At 66.0% G+C, this 26085-nt stretch carries 19 protein-coding genes and 1 pseudogene; 10 read left to right on the forward strand and 10 right to left on the reverse strand.

Going from position 1 to position 26085, the window contains the following annotated elements; all coding sequences use genetic code 11:
- Positions 1 to 46 precede the first annotated feature (46 nt).
- The 4 genes from K3554_RS08845 to K3554_RS08860 all read right to left on the reverse strand — a co-directional run bounded on the left by K3554_RS08845 (position 47) and on the right by K3554_RS08860 (position 5104).
- Complete coding sequence (locus tag K3554_RS08845) at positions 47 to 634, reverse strand: recombinase family protein (RefSeq protein ID WP_259939322.1); 588 nt, start codon at positions 632 to 634, stop codon at positions 47 to 49.
- Between the two features lie 365 nt (positions 635 to 999).
- Entirely contained in the window at positions 1000 to 2637 is a 1638-nt protein-coding gene (locus K3554_RS08850; RefSeq protein WP_259939325.1) for a tetratricopeptide repeat protein, read from the reverse strand.
- A gap of 945 nt (positions 2638 to 3582) precedes the next feature.
- The gene (locus K3554_RS08855; RefSeq protein ID WP_259939327.1) at positions 3583 to 4374 is read right to left on the reverse strand and encodes a hypothetical protein; all 792 of its coding nucleotides are present in this window, start codon (positions 4372 to 4374) and stop codon (positions 3583 to 3585) included.
- Positions 4375 to 4537: 163 nt separating this feature from the next.
- On the reverse strand, positions 4538 to 5104 hold the full coding sequence (locus tag K3554_RS08860; RefSeq protein WP_259939330.1) for a hypothetical protein: 567 nt from the start codon (positions 5102 to 5104) through the stop codon (positions 4538 to 4540).
- Positions 5105 to 5577: 473 nt separating this feature from the next.
- Between K3554_RS08860 and K3554_RS08865 the strand changes: the two genes are divergently transcribed.
- The 4 genes from K3554_RS08865 to K3554_RS08880 all read left to right on the forward strand — a co-directional run bounded on the left by K3554_RS08865 (position 5578) and on the right by K3554_RS08880 (position 7476).
- Entirely contained in the window at positions 5578 to 5745 is a 168-nt protein-coding gene (locus K3554_RS08865) for a hypothetical protein (protein ID WP_259939331.1), read from the forward strand.
- 72 nt (positions 5746 to 5817) lie between these two features.
- Positions 5818 to 6123 (forward strand): helix-turn-helix transcriptional regulator, encoded by a 306-nt coding sequence (locus tag K3554_RS08870; protein WP_259939333.1) that lies wholly within the window; start codon positions 5818 to 5820, stop codon positions 6121 to 6123.
- A gap of 1 nt (position 6124) precedes the next feature.
- Positions 6125 to 7033 (forward strand): reverse transcriptase family protein, encoded by a 909-nt coding sequence (locus K3554_RS08875; RefSeq protein WP_259939334.1) that lies wholly within the window; start codon positions 6125 to 6127, stop codon positions 7031 to 7033.
- A 161-nt stretch (positions 7034 to 7194) separates the two neighbouring features.
- On the forward strand, positions 7195 to 7476 hold the full coding sequence (locus tag K3554_RS08880; protein WP_259939335.1) for a hypothetical protein: 282 nt from the start codon (positions 7195 to 7197) through the stop codon (positions 7474 to 7476).
- Here K3554_RS08880 and K3554_RS08885 read toward each other — a convergent pair.
- A complete protein-coding gene (locus K3554_RS08885; RefSeq protein WP_259939337.1) occupies positions 7466 to 7684 on the reverse strand; it encodes a hypothetical protein in 219 nt (72 codons plus the stop codon). The genes K3554_RS08880 and K3554_RS08885 overlap by 11 nt on opposite strands.
- A gap of 21 nt (positions 7685 to 7705) precedes the next feature.
- Between K3554_RS08885 and K3554_RS08890 the strand changes: the two genes are divergently transcribed.
- The 6 genes from K3554_RS08890 (at position 7706) to K3554_RS08915 (ending at position 17927) form a co-directional block, all read left to right on the forward strand.
- Positions 7706 to 9196 (forward strand): type I restriction-modification system subunit M/S, encoded by a 1491-nt coding sequence (locus tag K3554_RS08890; RefSeq protein WP_259939339.1) that lies wholly within the window; start codon positions 7706 to 7708, stop codon positions 9194 to 9196.
- A 192-nt stretch (positions 9197 to 9388) separates the two neighbouring features.
- Positions 9389 to 12730 (forward strand): type I restriction-modification system endonuclease, encoded by a 3342-nt coding sequence (hsdR, locus tag K3554_RS08895; RefSeq protein WP_259939341.1) that lies wholly within the window; start codon positions 9389 to 9391, stop codon positions 12728 to 12730.
- Positions 12727 to 14232, forward strand: a complete 1506-nt coding sequence (locus tag K3554_RS08900; RefSeq protein WP_259939343.1) for a type I restriction-modification system subunit M — start codon at positions 12727 to 12729, stop codon at positions 14230 to 14232. Before hsdR ends, K3554_RS08900 begins: the two co-directional genes overlap by 4 nt.
- Positions 14229 to 15656, forward strand: a complete 1428-nt coding sequence (locus K3554_RS08905) for a restriction endonuclease subunit S (RefSeq protein ID WP_259939347.1) — start codon at positions 14229 to 14231, stop codon at positions 15654 to 15656. The genes K3554_RS08900 and K3554_RS08905 overlap by 4 nt, the downstream gene beginning before the upstream one ends.
- Positions 15653 to 16948 carry a hypothetical protein gene (locus K3554_RS08910; protein ID WP_259939351.1) on the forward strand — a complete coding sequence of 432 codons (1296 nt, stop codon included), beginning with the start codon at positions 15653 to 15655 and terminating at the stop codon, positions 16946 to 16948. Before K3554_RS08905 ends, K3554_RS08910 begins: the two co-directional genes overlap by 4 nt.
- A 172-nt stretch (positions 16949 to 17120) precedes the next feature.
- Positions 17121 to 17927 carry a LysR family transcriptional regulator gene (locus tag K3554_RS08915; RefSeq protein ID WP_259939353.1) on the forward strand — a complete coding sequence of 269 codons (807 nt, stop codon included), beginning with the start codon at positions 17121 to 17123 and terminating at the stop codon, positions 17925 to 17927.
- A 1595-nt stretch (positions 17928 to 19522) separates the two neighbouring features.
- Here the strand turns inward: K3554_RS08915 and K3554_RS08920 are convergent.
- The 5 genes and pseudogenes from K3554_RS08920 to K3554_RS08940 all read right to left on the reverse strand — a co-directional run bounded on the left by K3554_RS08920 (position 19523) and on the right by K3554_RS08940 (position 25961).
- Positions 19523 to 20647: a SulP family inorganic anion transporter gene (locus tag K3554_RS08920; RefSeq protein ID WP_259939356.1), complete on the reverse strand. Its 1125-nt coding sequence runs from the start codon at positions 20645 to 20647 to the stop codon at positions 19523 to 19525.
- Positions 20648 to 20780: 133 nt separating this feature from the next.
- Positions 20781 to 21212, reverse strand: a pseudogene (locus K3554_RS08925) (SulP family inorganic anion transporter); the annotation flags it as partial.
- Between the two features lie 135 nt (positions 21213 to 21347).
- Positions 21348 to 22985: a sulfatase-like hydrolase/transferase gene (locus K3554_RS08930; protein WP_259939358.1), complete on the reverse strand. Its 1638-nt coding sequence runs from the start codon at positions 22983 to 22985 to the stop codon at positions 21348 to 21350.
- A 59-nt stretch (positions 22986 to 23044) separates the two neighbouring features.
- Complete coding sequence (locus tag K3554_RS08935; protein ID WP_259939362.1) at positions 23045 to 24076, reverse strand: TAXI family TRAP transporter solute-binding subunit; 1032 nt, start codon at positions 24074 to 24076, stop codon at positions 23045 to 23047.
- Positions 24077 to 24146: 70 nt separating this feature from the next.
- The gene (locus K3554_RS08940; RefSeq protein WP_259939365.1) at positions 24147 to 25961 is read right to left on the reverse strand and encodes a TRAP transporter fused permease subunit; all 1815 of its coding nucleotides are present in this window, start codon (positions 25959 to 25961) and stop codon (positions 24147 to 24149) included.
- Between the last annotated feature and the right edge of the window lie 124 nt (positions 25962 to 26085).

Genomic DNA, 26085 nt, shown 5'->3' on the forward strand with positions numbered 1-26085 from the left:
GCGTTCGCATCGTCCCATCGGGGAGCAAGGATCGACCGACCGTTCGTCATGCACCATCATGCGTCGGCAAGGCACGATCGTCGCCCAGCAGTCCCCGCCCCGGCTTCTTCAGCGTGCCGTCCGCACCGAGGTAGTGGTAGAGCGTGGAGGGGCGCATGCCGCCCAGCTCCTCGCAGATCGAGGGGATCGAGCGCTCGCGGTCGGCCATGAGGTGCATCGCGTAGCGCAGCTTGTCGGGCGTCATCACCCGCGGGCGCCCGCCCTTGCGTCCCCGCGCTCGGGCGGCGGCCAGCCCCTCGCGCACGCGCTGGCGGATCACGTTGCGCTCCATCTCCGAGATGGCGGCGGTGATCTGCAGGAACGCCCGCCCTGCCGGCGTGGTGGTGTCCACGGGGGAGTTGAGGGCGCGGAACCCGATCCCCCGCGCCGCCAGCCCGTCGATCAGCCGGACCAGCTCGACGGCGAGGCGGCCCAGGCGGTCGAGGTCGAGCACGATCAGCGTGTCGCCCTCGCGCAGGTAGTCGAGGCAGGCCGTCAGTCCCGGACGGTCAGCGGCGTCCTTCGCGCCCGACATGCGATCCTCGAAGACGCGCTCGCACCCGGCGCCATCCAAGGCGTCGGTCTGCCGGTCCATGACCTGTCGTCCTTAGGCGGTCGAGATCCGCGCGTAGCCGATGAGGGCCATGTCCTCGTCCCTCCCATTGTCACGACAAACCGTTCCAACGAACATGTTCGTGGACATAGATATTTACGGCTTTGTCGTAAACAGATCGATCGGGAAGGGCGGTCGGTCCGACGTCCTGCGTCTGCACTGCGATAAACACATGATTTTCGGGGCGGGCACCGAACAAGGAGCCCGAAGCGATAGCCTACGTCTCGCTCGTCGAAGTCAGACGTGCGGACAGCTACCGGTGATCCACGAGGTAACATCAGAACTGATCATGCCTGGTGATCGAATGCGCAGCCGCGAGGTTGGGCTTGGCCATAGCGCGATCCGCGTCACCCGTCGGGGATCAGCTCGTCGAACCGCGTGAGAAGATCGAGGTATTCTGGGTCGTGGTCCCACGATGGCAGGCCTTCGAGCAGCGTCTCGCGAGAGAGCCAAGGATGTGCCGCCCGCCACTTCCGTCCGGCCGCAATCGCGCCTTCCCGGTCGCCCTGCAGCCAGAGTGTTCCGAACAGCATGCGGTAGGCCCACACGGCCTTCGGCGCCATGCGCATCCCCTTGTGGATCTGGGCGACCGCACCGTCGTAATCCTTCATCGAGCGTAGGCAGGCCGAACGCCCAAAGGCTATGTTGAAGAGGAACGGATCGAGCGGGCTGAGCATCTCCGCGCGGTCGAAACATGCCAGCGCCTCGTCGTTCCGGCCGAGGTAGCAGAGGACCCAGCCAAGCCGAAGCCAGCCCCATGCGTTGTTCGGATCGATGTCGAGCGCCCGCCGGGCAAGGTCCTCCGACGAGGCAAAGTCGCGAAGCGCGAGCGCTGCCGTGGCACTCAGCGCCGTCAGGGCAGGCGCGTGGTCGTCGACCAGGGGCAGGGCCTCGTCGAAGTCCCGCCGAGCTGCCGCTCGCGCCGATGCGGCGTCGCGCATCCAGAGATAGCAGCAGCGATGCGCAAAGCACCACGCGCGCTGTGCTCGCGCCGGCCCAAAGCTCGGCGCTTTCGACAGTGCGGCATCGAGCAGCGCGATGGCTCGGTCGTTCTCGTCGCTGTCATGCACCCAGAAGTGCGGGAGGGCGATGAGGGTCAGCTCGTAGGCCGAACGCTCCCCCGGCGCGTGCCGCCGAGCCCTCGCGATCTCGGCGGTTCGGAGATTAGGTGCCAACCGCCCCGCGACCTGGACCGAGATGCGGTCCTGCAGATCGAAGAGATCGTCGAGCTCGTCATCGAACCGCTCGGACCACAGCGTGTGGCCGTCGGCGGCTCGCACGAGTTGCACCGCGATGCGGACGCGGCGGCCGGCGCGCCGAACGCTGCCCTCGATCAAGTAGTCGACGCCAAGAAGCTGAGCGAGCTCGGGCGCGGAACGCTCGCGCCATGGCGTCGCCCAAGCGGACTGACGCGCCACGACGTGGAAGGTCCGGATGCGGCTGAGTGCGCCGGTGATCTCCTCCACGATTCCATCAGCGAACATGTCACCCCGGTCGGCGCCGAGTTCCTCGAACGGCATGACGGCAAGCGCAGGCTGCTCGAGGGCGGCGCACGCGGCTGGTCCGCCACCCGCCGCTTCGCCGCGAGCCCCTTGTCCGCTTCGTTCGGCCCGCTCCATGCGTAGCCAGTCTTCGAACCCCTCGGAGGGCAGATCGAAACCCTGGAGGAACTCCGCGTCCGCGTCCGCCTCGACAACCACGAGCGCCGGGTCGAGCCAAATTTCCAGCCGGTCCGCCGCGATCACGCCCTCGGGCACCTGGCGCCGGAGCACCGAGAGCTCCTGCCGCAGCGAGGCGCGGGCCTGCGCCTCGGAGCGGTCCGACCAAAGAAGGTCGGCGATCAGGCCCCGCTCCGCACGCATCCCCGGCTGGCACGCCAGAAAGGCCAGCATCGCGCGGCCGCGCCGGCTGAGAGAGCATGGGGGCGCACCGTCGCTCCGGGTGATGCGGAACGGACCCGTCAGGTGCAGAACGAGGGCGGCCATGGGTCGAACTTACAGGATTCTGCAAATCCCTGCGCGTTTTTGACGGTGTTCTGACGCGGCAGCACACGGTCCATGGCTGGCGCCTTGCGCTGCGTTCACGGGCAGACGGCAAGCTTCCTCCATCGAAGTTGTTCCAACCGGAGGATCTGAAGATGGACACCGCTCTACACACTCCCCGCCGCCACTCGCTCCGCGCGTTCCTCGCCGCCTGGTGGGCGGCAGAGGACCAGGCCCGACGGAACGCGCGCGATGCCGCAACCCTCGCGGACATGCCCGCCGACCGCCTCGCGGACATGGGCCTGCCGTCTCGCACCGAAGCGAACCGGCGGAACAGCGGCAAGGCCGGCTCGATCCCGCAGGCAACTCTTTGGTAGAACTTCGAACAAAGGTTGCCCGTCCAACGGGGCTCTGGGCTGCTACAGACGCAATCCACTAACGCGACGCATCATGTCGGAGGCGACGCCATGGACGAGATCCCTGCGGTTTTGCGGGGGGCCGTAGCTTGCGGCCTACGACTGCTGCCACGAGGGGCATTCGGGCAAATCCCAGGATAGTCCATCCGTCTACCAGCTCGGAAGTGCAGCCAACTGATGGCCATTCGCTTACCCCGACAAACAGGTGTTTGTCGCAGATCACGATCCCAGGTTTGGATGACCCTGTTCGACTGTTGTGAGTGCTTTTCCGGACATTCTCCTCGTGCTCGGCGGACCGGCCGAGCTTGAGTTGATCCGTGCCCGCACCATGGAGGGGCGCGAGCAGGCCCGGGCACGTGGGAAGAGAATGGGGCGGAGACTGAAGCTCACGTCCCGCCAACAGAAGAAGGTGCTTGATCGGCGCGCCGCCGGTGAGGCTGTCCGCGCGATCACCCGAAGCTACAACGGCTTGCGTTCCGCAATCCCATGGCCTGTGTAGCGGGCCACTAAGGGTGGCCCGCAGCGGTTTAATCTACACGGCGTCACGGCCCAAGAGAGCACGGACTACGCCAGGCCAGTGCGGGAACCGGAACACCTCCGCCTGCATCTCCTGCACGAGAGCGCTCCTGTCCTTCCGCAGGCGGGCGAGCTGCTCCTTCCGCTCGGGCTTGGACGTGTTCTGCTTTAAGAACAGTTCGATGAGGCCATCAATGCCGTCCGAGGGGTCCCCGCCCGAGCGGGTCACGATCACCGAGAGTAGGGGTATGCGCTCGCCGGTGGCCTTTCCGAGATCGAGCAGTGACCAGCAGATGAGCCCAAGGGGGGAGCCGTAGGCCGTCCGAGGCCACACACGATGTGTCAGCTTTCGGTCTTCGAGCATGGTTGCTGCTTCTCCGTAGCTGATCGGTCCTGCCCCCGAGGTGGCCCGCTCCGCAAGCAGCCACAGGAGGTGAGGTGCGACATCCGCACTCCACCCACCGGCCTCTTTCCGACGGTTCTCGAAAATCTCCGTGAAAGAACGACCTCCGAGGAACGAGCCGTCGTCCTCGAGCCGCGGCGGAGCTACGAGATCACTGTCTTTGAGGGCCTCGAGAAGGCCGCGCACGGCCAAGGCCACGTCACGCTCGACAGCACCTCTCTCGCGGGCGGCTTCGAGGACGCGAGCATACTTTCGTGCCGACCAGTCGAGATGCCCTGCCATCTCGGATGGTGTGAGGCCGAGCAACTGACGGGCCTGCTCGACAGCCTCGGGGGGCACGTCGTCGAAGGCTTCCGGAGAGGATAGGCGCATCAGGTCGAGGATCTGGGAACCGTCTTTGGGCATCGATTGCACTCCGATAATGTTTGGTGTGCATCATATGGCATGCCAAATATTGCGTGTCAATATTGGCATGCCAAAATATGCAGGTCACTCGAGAAGTCCTCTCGGTTCGACGTCATCGGTAGGCGGAGGACCCCCGCCGGGTCCTCCGATAGAGGGGGTGAGTTCACGCTTCGATGACGATCCGGACCTTCTCAGGATCGACACCCAGATCCTCGGCCAGGCGCCCGCGGTGACGTGCGATCACCTCTCCAAAGCTACTTCCTGTCTTGGGCAAAGCCCCGGCTTCCTTGGGCATGCCCGGTGTCCCTTTGTGTCCGTGCTCCTCGTCCCACTGCTCGCGGGTCCGCTGGGCTTCCTCGAACGCGATCTCAGGCATTTCCTGCCAGTCGCCGATCTCCAGTTGAGGGAGCAGCTCGTCCCCATCCATGTATACGACCGGGTTCCGGAACCCGGGCCACCGGAACTCTCCTCCGGTCTCCGCATACTTGTCGAACTGGATCAACCAGCGACCATCGTCGTCCTGCCGCACTTGCCGGACGGTCGCGTAGAGAAAGGGGTGCCCATGCTTCTCTGGGTCGCCCGGCTTACGGCCATCATGGGCATTGTGGACGACAACGACGCGGCCTGCATGGCGGACGCGGGCTGCATCGACCCTCCACCAACCGGTGCCCCCGATGGCGAGGATGTCCTTCAGGGACTTGCAAGTGAAGATGATGACGACTTCCGACATAGAATGTTCCTTCCATATAAGTATCTACCACAGGCTTTCTATCGTATAGAAGGTATATAGTAAGTATTTTGAAACTGCAAGGGGATTGCTTAGGCCGACTGACGTGGAGGGCTGACTTCCCCCAGTCGGGGGCGGCCCCCGTGAATAGTTTGTTTCCCGCTCTGCCAAATATCTCCAGGGGAGTTATTGAATCTCCCTTGGGTGCTTCTACCTGAGCATCGTTGGGACGCTGGAGCCTCGGCGACAGTCCGGAACAACGCCATCGCAACCAGGACCGGCTCGCCGGTCCGCGGAGGAGCCTTCGGGCGCCTCTACCGCCTGCCCCCGAAGTGGCCCCAGGGTCGCCCGGGTGGGGGCGGCCCCCCGGATGGCCCGGGGGGCCGCATAAATGGATGAAGGGAACGTCTCTCCGAACCTCCGGCGGAGATGGCCCCCGGCGCACTTCCGCGTTCGGGGCCGACGGAGGAAGCCACATGGCTCGAGAGACCAACGAGACGTTCCCGCGCGGGACACGCGCCGATCCCATGAAGGCCCGCAAGGGTTGGGGCCGGCGCCTGCTGAGGGCGGTCTTCCGGATCGTCTGGGTGATCGACAAGGCCTTTCGGCTGATCGCCTGGCTGTCCGGAGGAGATGGCGGATGATCTCGGTCATCCGTCCGGCCTGCTCGGTGGCTAACCGCGCATCCTAAGTGCTACGTCAGAAGGAGGGAGGACATGCTGGGAGAGGCGCTGAGGCTCATACGGGTCTTCCACGACATGAAGCAGACGGAACTCGCCGCGAAGCTCGGCGTGTCGCAGTCGCACCTGTCGGGGATCGAGCGCGGCGAGAAGACCCCCAGCCAGGACCTCGTCGCGAAGTATGCCGACCTTTTCGACGTGCCGATCAGCTCCATCTGGTTCTTCGACGAGAGTCTGCGCGAAGGACCTTCGGCGGGGCGGATCGAGAAGGCCCGCGGCGTGATCGCCGACAAGGTTCTCGACTTCCTGCGCATCGTCGAGCGCCGCCGGGAAGCGCCCTGAGATGTCCCGCCGCGGCCAGAGCTACGATCTCGACCAGTGCGCACTCTACCGCTGCGGCTCGAAGAGGAAGCTGTTCAAGCTTCTTCAGACAAGCCCGGCCAAGTATGCTGAGCTGCGCGCCGCGCCGGACCTCTACCGACGGATGTCGAAGCCGAAAAAGAACGGCGGGACGCGCGAGATCCTTGCTCCCCGCCACGATCTGAAACGTATCCAAAAGCGCGTCAGCGAACTCTTGATGCGGGTGAAGGCGCCCGACTTCCTGATGTCCCCGGTGCGGGGACGATCGAACATCGACAACGCCGCGGCCCACCGAGGCGCAACCTCGCACCGGCTTCTCGACATCGAGGACTTCTACCCGAACTGCCTCGCCTCGAAGGTGGCGTGGTTCTTCGGCACGGTGATGGGGTGTCCGCCGGACGTGGTCGCAGTTCTCACTTGGCTCACGACGTGGCAGGGGGCACTTCCCCAAGGCAGTCCGGCAAGCCCGATCCTGGCCTACCTCGCCTACCGGGACATGTGGCATGAGGTGGACGCCCGCGCCCGCGAGGCGGGCAACAGGCTGACCGTCTACGTCGACGACGTGACCGTCTCCGGAGACGTGGTTCGGTCGGAGACGATCTGGTCGATCAAGCAGATCCTTTTCCGGCACGGCCATCGCACAAAAGATGCGAAGGAGGAGACGCGTTTTGGGACCCCTGTCATCGTAACGGGCGCGGTTCTGCGTGATGGCCAGATGCTCCTGCCGAACGTCCAGCACCAAAAGCGCCACCGCGTCCGCAAGGCGCTGGAACGGATGCCGGAGGGGCCGCAACGGGTGCACGCCCAGGCCGTGCTCGAGGGCTACGACGAGGGCGAGCGGCAGATCCTGTCTCGGAACCGCAGGCCGAATCCGCGGCAGAGAGACCCGTAGCCTTTAACGAACAGGTGCTATGGGTGTCTTACGCCTACAATGACGAACCGCCCTTCTGTAGCGGCTCACGTGAAATTCTTCCGGTGAAACTAAAATCATGACTTGATACAAAGATCAGACTTCGCTACTTGGTGGTCACCAAGCAGAAGGAGGCACACATCGTGGAGATCACCACACACGCAGATACCAGACTGAACCAGCGCGGCATCAAGAAGGCTTATCTCAACCTCGCGCTCGAGCATGGAGCGCCTGAGGGAGACAAGATCATCCTGAGTGCCAAGGATGCCTGTTCGCGGGCGAATGAGCTTCGCAGCGAGGCCAAGGAACTCGATGCTGTCGCGACGAAGGGGGGCATCACCGCTGTTATGTGCAACGGCACCCTCGTCACCGCCTACCGCACGGACAGCTTTTCAGTGTCTGCCGCAAAAAAAGTCAGGAGCTGATATGAGTATAAGATCTATCTTCAGCCTCTTCGACGCCCTCTGCGGCGAGTTCGACCCAACCCACGTCCTCACTCTTCTCCTCCAGGAAGCGGCGGCTCAGCAGAACCACCACGTTTCGGTTAACGAACGTCTCGAACGGGATTGGCGCGACGTCTGCGAGAAGCCGGCCCACGCCCACCTCCACGCGGCTGCTCAGGAGCTCCTTCAAACCCCCCCGGCGGAGCGACTGGTGGCCATCGCCAAGCTCGGCATCCAGCACTTTGGACGTGGCTCCGGCGCCGGCTTTCTTGAACTCGGTCCCGCCAAGCTTATCGCAGGTCTTCTGGAGACACCGGGATCTCTACGTGGAAGCTTCGATTACTCGGCTATGCCGATCTTGTGCGATGCCCTGAATGCCAAGGACACAGGGCGATCACTGTTCGCACAGTTCGTTAGTGCCAATGGAACCCTTTGCGACATCGTTCGACTGATCGCAGCGGTGATCGAAGTGGAGATCGACGTCGTCTGTGCGAATCCCTTCCTGAGAACGGACGATAGGCCGTTCGACGCGGAAGTCTGCATGTCTCCGTTTGGCTCAGACATCCGAGATCGCGAGGCTTTGCCGCAAAGCACTTTGCACCGTATTGGTGCGTCGGAAACCGGTCGCCTGCAGCACGAACCCGTCGCATTCGCTGACGCTCTCGTTCATGCCCCGGGCGCACAGGTGGTCTTAGGCGTTTCCCCCAGCGCGCTCTTTCGCACGGTCGGCGCTGAAGCCGCTGCACGCGAGGAGGTAATCAGCTCGGGCAGGCTGGCGGCCGTGTTCGGGGTGCCACCGGGCATGTTCTATGCCACCACGCGTGTTCTGTCCGCCCTGGTCGTTCTCACGCCCGAGGGTGAACATGACGGGGACGTGCGGTTCATCAACCTCAGCGACGAGCACTTCTCCAAGCTTGCTTCCCGCGGGCGGTATGAAGCACGCGAGGACGTCTCTTGGGTCGACGCCCGGAAGGCGTCCCTCGATAAACGCACCCTTTGGGCAAGGGACGTCCCGCGTGCAGAAGTCGCCAAGCAGAACCATGTCCTGACCCCCGAAAGATACTTGCAGGCCAGAGCAGCCAAAACTCTGTCCTCATTTCTTGAGGACGAAGATGTGCGTCTCCTGAAGGAAGTTGCGGAGATCATCCGTCCCCGCGCGCTCCCGAAGGATGAGAACAGCGAGCACATTATTCGGGAGGCAGGACCCGGCGACATCGCTGAGACAGGCTTCCTCTCCGAACCGTCGAAGGAGATTCGGCTCGCCCAGGGGGGGATGAGGGCTGCGCGCAACCAACGCCTGCGGCCTGGGGATCTCGTGTTCTCCGCGAAGGGAACCATCGGCCGCATCGGCATCATTCCTGAGGATGTGCCCGGTGAGGACGAGCCGTTTTGGACCGCGGGACAGTCCCTCGTCATCCTGCGCCCGCTGCCGCGCATCAGGCCGGAGGTGCTCTTCGAATACCTGACCAACGAAACAGTGCAGGAACACATTCGCTCCCTGGCGGGTGGTGCTGCGATGCTGTCGATCGCTGCGAAGGACTTGGCCGAGTTCCGCGTTCCGCTGCCCTCACAGGAAAGGCAGGTGCGCGTGGTGGACGCATTCCGAGAGCGGCAGGACCGCTATGCAGAGATCGAGCGCCTCCGCATGGAGATCGAGGCGGAGCGGGGCAGCACCTGGCCGCATCGCGAGCTCGCGGGGTGAGGCCCGTGCTGGACCGCCGAGCGGTTTTGCCAAGGCGTGGCGGTCGCCTACTTGGGCGACCGCCGCTGCCCCAGCATTGCGTCCGGCGACATTGACGCAAAGCATCTTCGTCATGATCGTCGCTATTGGCTCGTCCCCAGAGCATTCCATCCAACGCTCCGTGGGGCGTCGTAGGTTAAGGTCGTGTAATTTATGAGCAGCCCTAATTTCGGACACCTCGAGGAGATCGAGCCGGCACTGGCGCTCCTCGGGGCCCATGCCGAGCGGTATTTCGTCGACGACGCCAACACCGCGCTGATCAAGACGCGCCAGTATGCGGAGCAACTGACCCACGTCATTGCCGAACGATCCGGGGTGCCTCGCGATGCCGACGACAACTTCGCGGCGATGCTGAGCAAGGTCCGCGCCGATGACTTGGCTCCGCCGGAGGTGCTCGACTTCCTCCACCGCCTCCGGATCGCCGGAAACGATGCGGTGCACGGGCACTCCGGTGAGCGTCGCGCGGCCTTCGAATCCATCAAGATCTGCCATCGCCTCGGCGTCTGGCTACGGGCCACAGTCACGCGCACCGCGAACCTCACCATGCCTTTCGTTCCACCCAGTTCGGGGCAGCAAGAGGATAAGGAACTCCAGTCGCAGATCGCCGAGCTCGAGAAGAAGCTCGAGGTCCATGCCAGCGCAGCGGAGCGACATCGATTGGCTCTGGAGGACGTGCGGCAGCACGCTGTCGATGCCGAGGAGCGCGCGCGTCTCGCAGAGGAGGAACGCACCGTCTTCGAGGAGCTGGCACTCGATGCGGAGCGGCGGGCCAACCAGGCGCTCGACCAACCGGCCCGCATGGCATTCGTGCAAGCCGCGTTCGCTTCGGCCCGCGACATGGAGTTCGACGAGGCGGACACCCGCCTTCTGATCGACGAGCAACTGCGGCAGGCAGGCTGGGAGGCCGATACCAAGCTGCTGCGGCACTCCGCCGGCACGAGGCCCGAGCGCAATCGGAACCTCGCCATTGCCGAGTGGCCGACATCGTCGGGCCCTGCGGACTACGCACTCTTCGTGGGAAAGACGCTCGTCGGTGTCGTCGAGGCCAAACGAGAAAGAACCAACGTGCTGTCAGCCCTGGACGTGCAGGCGACCCGATACTCCCAGGACATCGAGGTCACTGGTGAGTTCGAGCTCGCCGGTGGACCTTGGGGCGACCACAAGGCCCCCTTTCTCTTCGCCTCCAATGGCCGGAGTTACTACCCGGCGATGAAGACCCAGAGCGGCATCTGGTTCCGGGACACGCGAGTGCCCACGAACGGAGCCAGAGCGCTGGAGGGGTGGATCACACCGGAGGGCCTGACGGAGAGGCTCCAGGTCGACCGTGAAGCCGCCGAGGCAGAGCTCTCCGGCAAGCCCTTCAACTTCGGCTTCGATCTGCGCCCCTATCAGGAAGCCGCGATCCGCGCCGTGGAGGACAGCTTGGCAAAGGACCGCAGGGAGATGCTGGTGGCCATGGCAACCGGCACGGGCAAGACCAAGCTCGCCATCGCCATGATCTACCGCCTCCTCGAGGCGAAGCGGTTCCTCCGTGTCTGCTTCGTGGTGGACCGCAGCGCCCTTGGCGAGCAGGCCGAGACGGCCTTCGAGACGACCCGCATGATCGGCGCGAGCACCTTCGCGGACATCTTCGGCCTTCGAAAGCTCGGCGATGCGGACATCGACCGGGATGCCAAGGTGCACGTTTGCACGGTGCAGAGCCTGGTAAAGCGCGTTCTCGAGCGCGATCCCGGCTCGCGCCCCCCCGTGGATCAGTATGACCTCATCCTCATCGACGAGTGCCACCGCGGCTACCTTCTCGATCGCGAGATGAGCGCCGCGGAAGCGACCTTCCGAGATGAGAACGACTACGTCTCCAAGTATCGCCGGGTCGTCGAGTATTTCGACGCCGTGAAGATCGGCCTGACGGCTACGCCAGCGTTGCACACGGCTCAGATCTTCGGTGAGCCGATCTACCGATACAGCTACCGCGAGGCCGTCGTGGACGGCTGGCTGATCGACCACGATCCCCCGCACCTCATCACCACGGCGCTCAGCGTCGCGGGCATCACGTTCGAGGCGGGAGAGACGGTAGAGGCGCTCGACACGCGCACCGGAGCGATCGACGTCGCGACGCTGGACGACCGCCTTGCCTTCTCCGTCGAGCACTTCAACCGGAAGGTCCTGTCTCCAGATTTCAACAGGGTGGTCGCGGAAGAGATCGCGCGTCACGTCGATATCCTGGACCCGAACGGTGGTAAGACGCTGATTTTCGCGGCCACGGATCCGCACGCTGACGAGATCGTCCAGCACCTTCGTGAGGCCTACCGACGCGACGGTCTGGAGATTGAGGACGGGATGATCCTCAAGATCACCGGCTCGATCGACAAGCCGTCTCGGCAGATCCTGAAGTTCAAGAACGAGGCGAACCCCCGCATCGCCGTGACGGTGGACCTTCTGACGACCGGCATCGACGTGCCCGCGATCACCAACCTGGTCTTCCTGCGCCGGGTGAACTCCCGCATCCTCTACGACCAGATGATCGGCCGCGCGACGCGCCGGTGCGACGAGATCGGCAAGGAGGCCTTCCAGATCTTCGACGCCGTCGATCTCTACCCCAATCTCCAGTCCATGACGGAGATGCGCCCCGTGGTGGTGAACCCGTCGGTGTCGTTCGAGGACCTCTTCGCCGGGTTCGAGGCCAGCGAGGACGAAGGCCACCGTGATGAGATCCTCGATCAGATCATCGTCAAGCTCTCGCGCAAGATCCGGAAGATGAACGAGGAGATCCGGGACCAATACACCGCGCAAGCCGGCGAGACGCCCGAGGAGACGCTTCGGCGCTTCCGGGAGCATCCTTCCTCGGAGGCTCGGGAGTGGACCAGGGAGCGGCCCGGGATGGGAGCATTCTTCGACTTCGAGGGCGCGCGCAACGCCCCTCCCATCCTTCCGATCGCACACCACGAGGACGAGGTGATCCGCGTGCGGAGGGGATACGGGGACGGCGACAGACCCGACGACTTCATCGACGCCTTCACGGCATTCGTCAGGGACAACAAGAACCACATCGCTGCGCTCAACCTCGTCCTCACACGGCCCCGGGACCTTACCCGGAACAGCCTGCGGGAGCTCAAGCTCGCACTCGACGGTGCCCACTTCACCGAGAACCGCCTGCGCACCGCCTGGCGCGACAAGACCAGCGAGGACGTGGCGGCCAGCATCATCGGGTTCATCCGTCAGGCTGCCCTCGGCGACCCCCTCGTGCCGTTCACGGAGCGGGTCGACGGGGCGATCCGGCGGGTCAGCGCACGGCACCGGCTCGACGACGCGCAGAGGCGGTGGATCAACCGCATCGGTGATGAGATGAAGTCGCGGATCGTCGTGGATCGGGACGCCTTCGACGAGCCGCCCTTCGCACAGCAGGGCGGGTTCCGCCGGCTCGACAGAATCTTCGGCGGAGAGCTCGAGGCGATCCTCGACGAAATCAGAAAAGAGACATGGGAGACCGCAGCATGAGCGCCACACAGAACATCGTCGCCAAGCTTTGGAAGCTGTGCGACGTGCTGCGGGACGACGGGGTCACCTACTCCGAATACGTCACCGAGCTGACCTACCTGCTTTTCCTGAAGATGATGGAGGAGACCGGGCAAGAGCATCGCCTTCCGCCCGAATACCGGTGGGCCGACTTGGCAAACCGCGAGGGCCTCGAGCAGCTCACTCACTACAAGCAGCTCCTGACTTCGCTCGGGAATCCGCTGGAGAAGGACCAGCACGGCGAGCCGAAGCCGCCGAAGGACCCTCTCGTCCTCGCCATCTTCACCGACGCCCAGACCCGTCTGCGCAAACCGGCGAACCTCAAGAGCCTGACCACCAGCATCGACGGTCTCGACTGGTTCGACGCGCGCGAGGAAGGCCTCGGCGACCTCTACGAAGGTCTCCTCCAGAAGAACGCCGAGGACAAGAAGTCCGGGGCGGGCCAATACTTCACGCCCCGCCCTCTGATCGACTGCATCGTCCGGCTCGCCAAGCCGCAACTGGGCGAGCGCATCCAGGACCCGGCGGCGGGCACCGGCGGCTTCGTCGTTGCGGCGCACCGCAAGATCTTCGAGGAGAACAACGAGTTCTTCGGCCTCGACGACGGCGTCGCCACTCGCCAGATCCGCGATTGCTACACCCTGGCCGAGCTCGTGCCCGACACGCATCGCCTCTGCCTAATGAACCTCATGCTCCACGGCATCGAGGGCGATGCGAAGTCGCTCGACACCATGACCGGCGAGGGCGCCTCGCTGCCGAAGGCCGACCTCGTTCTGTCGAACCCGCCCTTCGGCACGAAGAAGGGCGGCGGACGGCCGCAGCGCGAGGACTTCTCGACCACCGCCGGCACCTCCAACAAGCAGCTCGCCTTCGTGGAACACATCATCCGCGCGCTGAAGCGCGGGGGACGGGCAGCCGTGGTGGTGCCCGACAACGTGCTCTTCGAGGACGGCACCGGCAAAGCCTTGCGCCGGATGCTGATGGACTGGTGCGACCTGCACACCATCCTGCGCCTGCCGACCGGTATCTTTTACGCCCAGGGCGTGAAGACTAACATCATCTTCTTCACCCGCCGGGCGGATGGCGAGCAGAAGGGTGGGACGGAGGCGACGTGGGTCTACGACATGCGCGCGGGCGCGCCCTCCTACGGCAAGACGCGGCCCCTGCGGGCCGAGGACTTCGCCGCGTTCGAGGCGGCCTTCGGCGATGATCCCCGTGGGCAGGCCGAGCGGCAGGACGAGGGCGAGGAAGGCCGCTTTCGCCGCTTCACCCGCGAGGACATCGCGGCACGGGGCGACAGCCTCGACATCTCCTGGCTGCGCGACGGCGAGGAGGAGGCCGAGGACGGGCTGATCGACCCCGACGACATCACCGCGGCCATCCTCGGCCATCTGCGCGAGGCGACGCGCGAGATCGAGGCGCTGGTGGAGGAGCTGGAGGGCGGGGAAGAGGACGAGGCGCCGGTGGCGGTGGCGGCGGAATGAGTGAGCTACCTGAAGGCTGGGCTTCGACCCGTATCGGTGAACTAACATCGAAGATCGGCAGCGGTGCGACGCCACGCGGGGGGGCAAAGGCCTACAAGCTCTCCGGCACGCCGCTTCTAAGATCACTCAATATCCATTTTGATGGCGTCAGGGACGAGGGCATTGCCTACATCGACGATGAGCAGGCAGCCAAGCTCGATAACGTCGAAGTCGAAACTTCCGATGTTCTGCTGAACATTACGGGAGCGTCGATCGGTCGGGTTGCGATCGCTCCGGAGCGCTACAAGGGTGCCCGAGTCAACCAGCACGTTGCAATCATTCGCACCGTAGATGGTGTAGTGCCCAGCTTTCTGTCGCGATACTTGGCGTCGCCTGATGCTCAGAGCAGAATCTTTACAGAAAATTACGGCGTGACACGCCAGGCACTAACGAAGGGTATGATCGAAGATTTCCCGGTTAGTCTCCCCCCACTCCCCGAGCAGCGACGGATCGTGGCGAAGCTGGACCGGCTCTCGGCGCGCTCGGCCGCCGCGCGCGACCACCTCGCCCGCACCGCCAAGCTCGCCACCCGCGCCAAGCAGGCGGTTCTAAGGAATGCCTTCGCAGGATCGATCACAGAACGATGGCGAGCGGCGCGAATGGTGCCGCCGGTCGCAACCGATCGGGACGGCATCGATGGTCGGGTGCCCGATCTGGGTGACATTCCGAGCGCGTGGGGCTGGCGAGCTGTGAGTTCAATTTGTGAGGTTTCGGGTGGCCTGACCAAGAACCGTGCCCGAGCCGACATGCCCCGGAAGGCACCCTACCTACGCGTTGCCAATGTCTACGCGAACGAGCTGCGTCTCGACGAAGTGACCGAGATCGGCTGCACCAAGGCGGATATCGAGCGCACGCTGTTGCAGGCAGGCGATCTACTTGTCGTCGAAGGCAATGGAAGCCAGGACCAAATCGGCCGAGTGGCGGTCTGGACCGGCGAGGTGGATGGCTGTCTCCACCAGAACCACTTGATCCGCGTCCGGCCCAAGCCGTCCGTTTCCAGCGCATTTCTTCTCTATTGGATGCTGTCGCCTAATGGGCGGACCGCGATCGAAACGGTCGCTTCATCGAGTTCGGGGCTACACACTCTCAGCCTCTCTAAGGTCAAGGGGATGCCTGTCCCTCTATGCTCGAAGATGGAACAAGCCGAAATCGTTCGCCGCATCGAAGCCGCCTTCGCCCGCATCGACCGCGTGACCAAGGAGGCCAGTCGCGCCGCCCATCTCCTCGACCGGCTCGACGAACGCCTGCTGGCCAGGGCGTTCCGCGGAGAGCTCGTCCCCCAGGACCCCGATGACGAACCCGCCGAAGCCCTCCTCGCCCGCATCCGCGAAGCCCGCGCCGCCGCGCCGAAGCCGAAGCGCGGGCGAAGGAAGGCCTCCACATGACGGAACCGCGCACGTTCACTGTGGCCACGGACGCCGAAGTCGTCGCGTTGATCGAAGCTGCCCGGCGCCGGCTCGTCGTCGTCGCGCCGGCCCTGTCCCTGGAGGTGGCAGAAGCCTTACTCCAACGGTTCGGCGATCTCGGGCAACTGGACATTCGCGTCATCGTCGACGCGGACCCGGAGGTCTACCGCCTCGGCTTCGGCGAAACAAAAGCGCTGAAGGTAATTAGACGGGCGGCGAGCGAGAACCTCCTCGACCTTCGAGAGCAGCCGGGGGTGCGGATCGGCGTCGTCGTCTCCGACGAGGATACGATGATCTTCGCCCCGGTCTCCAAGAACATTGAGGCTGGATCCGAGACCGAGGAGAAGCCGAACGCCATCATCCTCCGCGGGAACGCCGCCAATGCGTTGGCCTGCGCAGCCGGGGCCGACCTGACCTCTGGAGCACCACAGGGTGAGATCGGCAACACCGCGCTCGATCCCTGCAAGGTCGTGGCCATGGAAGCCGATCTCGGCCGCAATCCCCCGGCGAAGTTCGACATCGCACGACGAATGCAGGTTTTTTCGTCGCGGGTCGTCTATGTAGAATTCGAGATCAGGAACTTCACCCTCGGCCGGAAGCAAGTGCCCCTGCCACCCGAATTCCAGATCGTCGGGAACACGGCACTTCGGAACCAGATCACCAGTCGGCTGCGTGCCCCTATTGAACAGCTCGGGGCCGTCGAGGTCACGATAGGCTCGGGCGAAGATGCGCGGCAGGAGTTGATCGATGACGCATGGCTACGAGCGAGGCGCAAGAAGATCGAGGACCGCTATACGTTCCAGATCGACAACTTCGGCCGGGTTATCCTCCGCGAAGATAGAGACGAGTTCGAAGCGGCTGTCGAAGATTTCTCCAATATCGTGGCAAGTTACCATAAGGCCGTTCGCAAAGCGCTGAAAAGGTATCGCGATGATTTTTGCGAAAGTTTCGTCGCGGAGTTTCTCCCGCGTTGGGAGGCTTCCCCACCCGACTACATAGATCGATGGCGGAGAGCCTCCGTAGATATCGACCTGCCCGAAGAACTCGTGAGAAGGGCGAATGAGGTTTTCGAAGAAATGGTAAGTTTTGCGCCTCCGGCTGTTCGCCTGATCGAAAAGAATGTGTCGCCAAAGAACGTCGAGGACCGGAGATTTCTCGAGCCGCTGCGTCAAATAATGGAAAAGCGGCGGGTTTCGAGAGAGATCATCGAGACGCTCTTCGCATCTGGCAGCGCGGCACCTGAACAGCCCGATCTACTCAAGGGGACTTGAGGACAATACCGGCCTGGCGTCCTGTCATCGGTCCGAAAGCTTCAACGAGTAGAAGTCGCGTGCCCTTACCCAAGCACCCTTAGGACGTGCTGGAGAAGATACTTGCTGAAACGGCGTTTGCCGCACTCAACGCGAGACCGGGCACTTCACCCGCACGGCCGAGCGGCTGAACATGACCCAGCCGGGGGTGAGCCAGCACCTGCGCAAGCTCGAGGGGCAGGTGGGGCAGGCGCTGACCAGCCGGCAGGGCAAGGGCTTCGCGCTCACGCCGGCGGGCGAGACGGTGTTCGCGCTCGGGCTGGCGCGGCGGGCCGAGGAGGCGCGCCTGCGCGAGGCGATCGAACGGGACGACCGGGACGCAGGCTCGGTGCGCATCGCCTGCTCGGGCAGCTTCGCATCGCTGCTCCTTCCGATGCTGCTGCCGTGGATGCGCGCCGCGCCCGCCTTGAGCATCCAGGTCGAGGCGGCGCCGCAGGCCGCGACCCTGGCCGGGCTGCTCGACGGGCGCTTCGACCTCGGCGTTCTGGGGGCGGACCCCGATCACCCGCGACTGGAGGCGCGGCGCATCGGGCGCGAGGAGCTGTGCCTCGTGCTGCCCGCGGGCGCGGACCCGCCGGCGTCGCTCGCCGATCTTGAGGCGCGCGGCTTCGTCGCCCATCCCGACGGCTACGCCTACGCCGACGACCTGCTGCGGCTGAACTTCCCCGATGCCTATGCGGGCGCCGACCGCCTGCGGGTGCGCGCGACGGTCAACCAGATCGGCCAGATCCCCGCGCCGGTGGCCGCGGGCATAGGCTACACGCTGCTCCCCCGCAGCGGGGTGGAGGCCTATCCGGGCCGGGCGAAGCTCTCCGTGGCCCGCCTGCCGCGGCGCCGCTGGCACGAGCTCTGGCTCGCCGCGCGCCGCGGGCGGACGCTGCCCGCGCGGGTGCGCCACGCGCAGGCAGTGATCAAGGAGGCAGCAGGGCAGCTTCGGTGAGGGGGTGCGCTCTGGAAGGAGGCTGGCGCATGGCGCAGACGCGATCGGCCCAGTCGATTGAGGTCGGCAGGAACCGATTTTCCGTCATTCGACGGCAACCCATTCGGTTGCGCCCAGCGGCCAGACTCACGTTCGAACCAGCAGCACCACAGGCTGTGATACATGAAAAAATTTCTGTCCCGAGTTGACCGCCCCCATATCCATCAGATAACCTGAAAACACAGCAGAATTAGTTACTTACAATGAATCCTACCACCCCAGCCAATCTCATTCTAAGTCGTCGTTATCGAACGAATAGATTGCGTGCCGCCATCCCGGCGTACCCTGCTGCGGGCCTTGGGTGCAGTACGCGCGGCGATGCGTCCGGCAGGCGAGGCCAGATCGGGGCCCAACGGGAGCCCGCGATGGGACTTCCGTACGTTCAACGTCGTGGAGCGATGTACTTATCGCGTCGCAGGAATCCGCGAGCGTATCGGGAACGAGCACCGAGATTCCTGCGAGTGTGTCTCCGAACGCGAGACGTCTTCAGATGTCGTTCGGTGGGGGCTCTCATCACATGGCGTTCGAGCGAGTCGCCCAAGTGCGGCATGCGAGGTTCTCGCAGCACGGGGGAATGGCGGCGATCCTTCTACCCGAAGGACGACCGCAGGCTCCGGCGCGAGGGGGACAGCATGGAGGAAGTCGGTCCGGTAACTGCGGAGGTGGAGAAGCTGGTGCGCTGGAACGGCGACTCGGATGTAGTAAGTAGCGTAGAGGCCTCAGCAACGAGGGCGTTCGGCTGACGTCCATTAGGAGAGCGGGAAATTCGCCTGCTGCAACAGCCTTACCTATCCGCGCAGGCGCGTGATGCGATGGGCCGGATCAGGGCGACAGGACCGATCATTCCCGAGTATTCGCGGTCGCTGAACCCGGAACGACCGGGACTTCCGGGGCAGGGAGACGGATACGCCGCCGCTTCGGGCGAGCCTTGGGTGGTGCAATCCATCGAGGCAGTCGGTGACCGACCCATTGCGAGCTCCGTCAGACCAACCGCGGATACTAGGTCGATGTGCCGGCACGATTCCGAAGGTCGATGGACGCAGCGCGAAGGTTCGGAATCGATCTCTTCGAGACCTCGCGAACGAGGGCAGGGGTTCTCCGACGAGGAGGTCGGCCTGGCAGGGCAGACGGCCAACCGAAATCTTGGTCACATCGCGAAGATGCTGAAGTACACGCGAGGGCGGGGACTGCGAACGGCCGAAGACTCGTGCCTCCCGGACATTCGCGCGAGCGGCAGGCGCGATCCTCGCGCAGTTCGCGAAGCATTCGAGCAGGAGGACTTCCGCAAGTTGGCCGCGCACCCGATCTGGATCGGGCGCAGGAGTTCTCGACGCAGGTACGAGCGTTGGCGCGTGGTGATCCGAGAGGGCCTCTACTGGGGACCCGTGATCACCGGCTAGTTGGGAAACAGGCGGGTGGAGATCATGGAGTCCACCGTTGCCGAGATCCACCTCGACGGTCCCATTCTCCCATTCTTCATTCGGCCGAACGGGAACCGTGGACGCGCGAACTCGCGGCCCGTGCGGTAGGGCCATCCCCCTCCCATTCGTATGCCGTCATGGAACCGCGTTCCCGCCCGTCTGCGGCGCGATCGGGGCCGCGCGGGCGGATGGGGCGGAGGCCTGCCCGCCCACCTTCGCGGCGCATTCCATGAAGCAGCGGATCGTGCATCCGCGGCAGATCTCGTCCGAGGCGCGGGCCACCGCGGGCCGGATCGCGTCGGACTTGTTCGCGTGGACGTGACCGGGCCCCAGGAGGTCGAGGCACCCCAGGCGGCGCAGGACCTCGAGGACGTGGGGGTTCGCGGCGATCAGGTGCAGGTCCTCGCCGTGCTCGCGGGCACGGCGCGTCTCGGCGAGGATGAAGTCGGCGCCCGCGAGGTCGATCTTGCCCACGCCCTTGAGGTTCAGGATCCACGTCTTGACGCCGTCGATCTCCTCCAGCCGCCGGAACTCGCGCTCCACGTGCTCGGTCGAGGCGAAGAACAGCGGCCCTTCGATGCGAACGAAGCGGATCTGCGGGCATTGCGGCAGGCCGAACGCGGCCGCGTTCATGAACACGCGGCGGCCGTTCACGACGGCGGGGGCGCCCACGGCCACCAGGGGGTGGGCGCTCTTGCTCAGGAAGACCGCGAGCGACGTGACGACGCCCGCGAGGATCGCGAAGTCGAGGCCCGACAGGACGCCGGCGAGGAAGGTCACGGCGAGGATGACGGTCTCGGAGCGGCTCGTCGTGACGATGTGTCGGATCTCCGACAGGTCGACGAGCCGCCAAGCGACGTAGAGGATGATCGCCGCCATGGCGGGCACCGGAACGAAGCGCACGAACGGCGCCAGGAGCACGAGCAGGACCGCCAGGAAGCCGGCCGCGAAGATCGCGGCCATGGGGGACGCAGCCCCGCTCTCGGCGTTCAGCCCCGACCGCGTGAAGGAGCCCGACCCAGCGTAGCACTGCACGAATCCGCCCGCGAGGTTCGCGAGCCCCTGACCGACCATCTCCTGGTTGGAATCGTAGCTCTCCCGCCGCCGGATCGCGTATGACTTGCCGATCGAGATCGCCTCGAGCAGTCCGACGAACGCCATCGCGACCGCCGCGGGCAGGAGGGTGCCGAGGGTCTCGGGGCCGAGGTCCGGCACCGCGAAGCGCGGCAGCACGGCCCCGAGGGGCTCGAACATGCCCATGCCGGCGGCTTCGGCCCCGAGCAGGTGCGCCGCGAGCGCGCCGACGGCGAGCGCGATGGATGACGTAGCCCGGCAGGCGCCGGTCGATGCGGGCGGCGGCGACGATCGCGGCGAGCGTCGCGGAGGAGACGATCACGGCATTCCCGTCCAGCCCGTCGATGCCAGACGCGATGCCCGCGAGGCGCTCGACCATGCCGCCCCCGCCGCTCGCGAGGCCGAGCGCGGGCCCCAGCTGCGACACCGCGATGAGCACGGCGGCGGCGGCCGTGAAGCCGACGATGACGGAGTGGGAGATGAAGGCGATCAGGCTGCCGAGCCCGGCCAGTCCGGCGCCCAGCTGCAGAAGGCCTACGAGCACGGTCAGCGTGAGCGCCAGCGCGACGTAGGCTTCGCTGCCGGGCGGGGCGAGACCGCTCAGCGAGGCGAAGACGACGGCCGAAATGGCCGTGGTGGGCCCCGAGACCATCACCCTCGACGAGCCCCAGAACGCGGCGATCGCGGTGACGACGATCGCGGTGAACAGGCCGAACTCCGGTGGCAGCCCCGCGATCACGGCGAAGGCCACGCCTTGCGGGAGGACGATCGTGGCGTTGGTCAGCCCGGCGAAGGCGTCCGCCCGGAGCGACCGTCCCGACCGGTCGTGCAGCCACGGCCGCGCCGGGGAGAGCCGGGCGAGGATCGCGCGCGCGCGCTTCAAGGCTCAGGTCCCCTCGCCAGCCCCGTCCCGGGCGCCGTCCGCCAGGACCTCGCGCAGCTCCGCCTCGTTCCGGTAGCCGATGAGGATGCCTGCCTTCGCCTCGCCCAGCCGCGTGTCGCGCGCGGCGATCCAAGCGTCCGAGCGGGTGGTGCGCTGCGCCGTCCGGCGCGCCCAGTCGAAGAAGATCCGCTCGAGGCGAGCGACCTCGTCCGCGTGGGCGGGATCGGCGCCGAGGTCCGCGAACTCCCGAGGGTCGGTCTCCAGATCGAAGAGCATGGGCCGGAACCCTTCCGCGAAGACGTACTTCCAGCGCCCGTCGAACAGCATGGTGAGCTTGGCGTCGGCCACGTCCACTCCCAGGCGGCGGCGGACGTCGCGCATGGAGTAGTCGTACTCCGAGACCGCGACCGCGCGCACGGCGTCCGCCGCGCCATGGAGGATCGGCTGGAGGGCATGGCCTTCGAGGATGTGGGGCGCGGGCTCGCCGCCGAAGAAGCGCAGGAAGGTGGGGGCCAGGTCGATCGCCTCGACCAGCGCGTCGGAGCGCAGGCCGCGCGTCGCGTCGGCCGCCTCGGTCGGATCGACGACGATCAGGGGGATGCGCGCGGAGGCGTCGTGGAACAGCTCCTTCTCGCCCATCCAGTGGTCGCCCAGATAGTCGCCGTGGTCGGAGGTGAAGACGATCATCGTCTCGTCCGCGAGGCCCCGGGCATCGAGATGGGCCATCAGCCGGCCGATCTGGTCGTCGATCTGCTTGATCAGCCCCATGTAGGCCGTGAGCACCCGCGTCCGCGTGCCGTCGTCGCAGAAGGCGCGGCTGACGCGCTCCTCCATGAAAGCGCCGTAGACGGGGTGGGGATCGGCGCGCTCCGCCTCGTCGCGCACCGGGAGCAAGTGGGTCTCGGGGCCGTACATGTCGTGGAAGGGGGCGGGCACGATGTAGGGCCAGTGGGGCTTGATGTAGCTCAGGTGCAGGCACCAGGGCCCGTCGCCGGCCTCGTCGATGAACTCCATCGCGCGGCCGGTGATCCAGGGCGTCTCGCTCTCCTCGTCGGCCGCGCGGGCGGGCTTGTCGGCGTGGTCCATGAACCAGCCGCTAAGTAGGTTGCCGTCGCCGTCCTCGGCGCTGTTGGCAACGCTGTCCCAGGGGTTCGGGTCGGGCCAGCCCCGTTCCTTCATGAAGGCGTCGTAGGCCGCGTTGCGCGGGTAGCGCGGGCCGTCGGGGTGCAGACCGTCCTCGCGCTCCCAAGGCTCGAATCCGCATTCCGAGACCAGCGCGCCGATCTCTCCATCCGGCGCCAGCCCAAGCCGCCTCATGCCCTCGACATCCGCGGTCATGTGGGTCTTGCCGCAGAGCGCGGTCCGCACGCCGAGGGGGCGCAGGTGGTCGCCCAGGGTCATCTCGCCCACCTTGAGGGGGATGTTGTTCCAGGTGGACCCGTGGGAGCTGACGTAGCGGCCCGTGTAGAAGGACATGCGTGAGGGGCCGCAGATCGGAGACTGGACGTAGGCCCGGTCGAACAGCACGCCGCGGGCCGCCAGCGCGTCGATGTGGGGCGTGGCCAGGTGCGGATGGCCCGTGCAGGACAGGTAGTCCCACCGCAGCTGGTCGCACATGATGAACAGGACGTTGCGGGCCATGTATCCTCGCACTTGGGGGCAGGGACCGGGGCGCCGCGGGCGCCCCGGCCAGTCGGGTCTCAGCCGCGGGCGACGTCGGGGATGGCGACGCCCATCTCCTCGAGCGCGCGCAGGGCGCCTGGGTGCAGCGGCATGTTGAGATCGGCCACCGCGCCCTCGGGCGTCACGGCCGCGAGCCACGGGGCGCTGTCCTGCATTTCCGCCACGCCGTCGAAGAACGCGCGGGTCATGTCGTAGATCATCTGCTCGTCGGCATCCTCGTTGGTGACGATGCCCACGGTGACGCGCAGCGTGGTCGTGTCCTCGTCGTTGACCTGGTTGTCGCCGTAGATGCCCGCGGGCAGCGTGCCGAGGCCGAAGCCGGGACGGCCGGCGAGCGCCTGGATGCCCTCGGACTCCAGTTGGTCGGCCGGAATGCCCAGGAAGCGGATCTCGTTCGTCACCGCGATCTGGGTGAGGACCGGGCTCGGGGCGTTGGTTGGGTTGCAGTAGATGTCGAGGTTGCCGTCCTGGAACGACGCGGCGGCGGCGTCCCAGCCCAGCTTCACGGCCTCGTAGTCCTCGTCGGCCTTGAGGCCCGTCACGGTCTCGAACAGGCGCGCCATGGTGGAATGGGCGGCGCTGCCCGGGGGGCCCAGGAACACCCGCTTGCCGGCCGCGTCCGCCATCGAGGTGATGCCGGAGCCGTCGTAGACCGCGATGTGATAGACGCCCATCGGGAAGTTCAGCACCGCGCGGAGCTTCGCGGCCAGCTCGGGCGCCTGGTCCATCTTCTCGAACATCGCGCGCTGGTTCGACATCAGCGCGTGGAGCGCGGGCGAGGACATGCAGAACGCGGTCCGGCCCATCGCCACCTCCAGCACGTGGCGGGTGGCCGCGCCGGTCGCGTTGATCTGGATCTCGTAGTCCGGCATCTCGCGGTTGATGATGTTGGCGAAGGTGGTCATCACCAGGTTCGGGCTGGTGCCCGGCCCCAGCGTGGACATGCGGAGCAGCTCCTTGGCGGCGGCGGCACGCGGCATGGCGACCAGGGCGGCGGCGGCGGCCGTGCCGACTAGCAGGCCACGGCGGCTGATGATCTCGGTGGTCATGATCGGTATCTCCCTTTGCGTGATCACGTTGTCTGTCCGGGGGCGGCGACGTCGAGCCGGTCGGCGTACATCACCGCGATGGCGGCGACGGCGGCGATCCAGGAAACGACCGGCCCGAAGAAGATGAGCGCGGCGGCCAGCGCCAAGCCGACGGGCACCATGAATCCCTTTCCGCGCCGGGGTAGCAGGCCCGCGCGATCAGCACGGTCGCCAGCAGCACAAAGAGGATCGACTGGAGCGAGTCGCCGAGGGCGAAGCCCGTGCCCAGCAGAAGCGCCGGCTGGTAGATGAAAGCGAAGGGGATCACGAAGCCCGGCAGGGCCAGGCGCGACGCCTCCAGCGCCGTCCCCATGGGGCTGGCCCCCGCGATCGGCGCGGCCGCGAAGGCCGCCAGCGCCACCGGCGGCGTGATCGCCGACAGCACGCCGAAGTAGAGCACGAACATATGGGTGTGGATGATCGGGACGCCCAGGCGCTGGAGCGTCGGGCCCATCACCAGGACGATGATGAGATAGGCCGGAACGGTCGGCATCCCCATGCCCAGCAGGAGGCAGGCGAGCGCCATGAGGATCAGCGAGAGGATCAGCTGGTCCTCGGCGAGGCTGGACAGGAGCGAGGCGAAGCGCAGGCCCACGCCCGTGAGGTTCAGCACGCCGATCACGATGCCCACGGCGCCGACAATGACCACGAGCTGCGCCGAGATCAGCCCGGCGGAGCGGACGAACCGGAGCCAGGCCGCTCCGTCGCGCAGGAGGTCGGGCCGGATCGCGAAGCCCAGCACGGCCGCCAGCGCCACACCCACGAAGCCCGCGTAGGCCGGCGACGCGCCGCCGACCATCATCGTGACGATGCCCGCCAGCGACAGCACGAAGATGCCCATCTGCACCAGCTCGCGCCAGTTGAACGAGATGCTGGGGCGCGGCGCGTCGTCGAGGTCCATGCCGCGCGCGGCGCTGGCGATCGCAACGAACAGCCCGCCGTAGTAGAGCAGGGCCGGCACGGCCGCCGCCGCGCAGATGGTCAGGTAGGGCTGGCCGGTGACGTCGGCCATGATGAAGGCCACGGCCCCCATGATCGGCGGCGTGATCTGCCCGCCGCTGGACGCCGCCGACTCGACGGCCGCCGCGAACCGCGCCGAGAAGCCGCGCTTCTTGATGAGCGGGATGGTGATGACGCCCGTGCCGACCACGTTGGCGACCGCGCTGCCCGAGATCGTCCCGAAGAGACCGCTGGCCACCGTGGCCGCGGCGGCGGGGCCCGAGCGCATGCGCCCCGTTGCGGCCATGGCAAGGCGCACGAGGACCCGGTCGATGGCGAGAAGCTCCAGGAGCGCGCCGAACACGATGAAGATCAGGATGGTCGAGACCACGGTCGCCATGGGCCGTCCGAAGACGCCGTCGAACGAGAACCACAGCACGGTCATCAGCTCCTCGGTGGAGATGCCCGCGTGCCGCAGGAAGCCCGGCGCCAGATGGCCGAAGGCGCCGTAGGCGAGCACCAGGCCCGCGACCACGGCCATCACCAGCCCGACCGAACGGCGGGTCAGCTCGATCACCGCCACGAGGCCCAGGAGCCCCATCCAGATGTCGGCCCGGGTCAGGAAGTAGAGGCCGGTCTCGATCTCCTCGGCCGCCCGGAAGTACTGGAAGACGCCCGCCGCGAGGGCGATCGCGGTCAGGACCAGGACGACGCGGTCGAGGGGGCCTTCCGCACGCGCGACGCCGGAGAGGACGATGAGCAGACCGCCGGCGAGCAGCATCCCGACCCGCAGGTAGGAGTCCGAGATGACGCCGAAGATCGAGACGTAGAAGACGACGCCGACGATCGCGAGCGAGAGCGCGGCAGCTGCGTATTCGAGAATGGACGTACGTTCCGACATCGGCATGACACCCTCCCAAGTGCGACCGGTCGCGCTGCGCGCCGGCCCGGAGGACGAGTCTGCATGTGCTCGAACGGAAACTATTGGACGATCGTCGCCGCGTCGATCTAGCGTTTCACTGGGTGAAAGG

This window comes from Jannaschia sp. W003 (assembly GCF_025144335.1).
Lineage (GTDB): Bacteria > Pseudomonadota > Alphaproteobacteria > Rhodobacterales > Rhodobacteraceae > Jannaschia.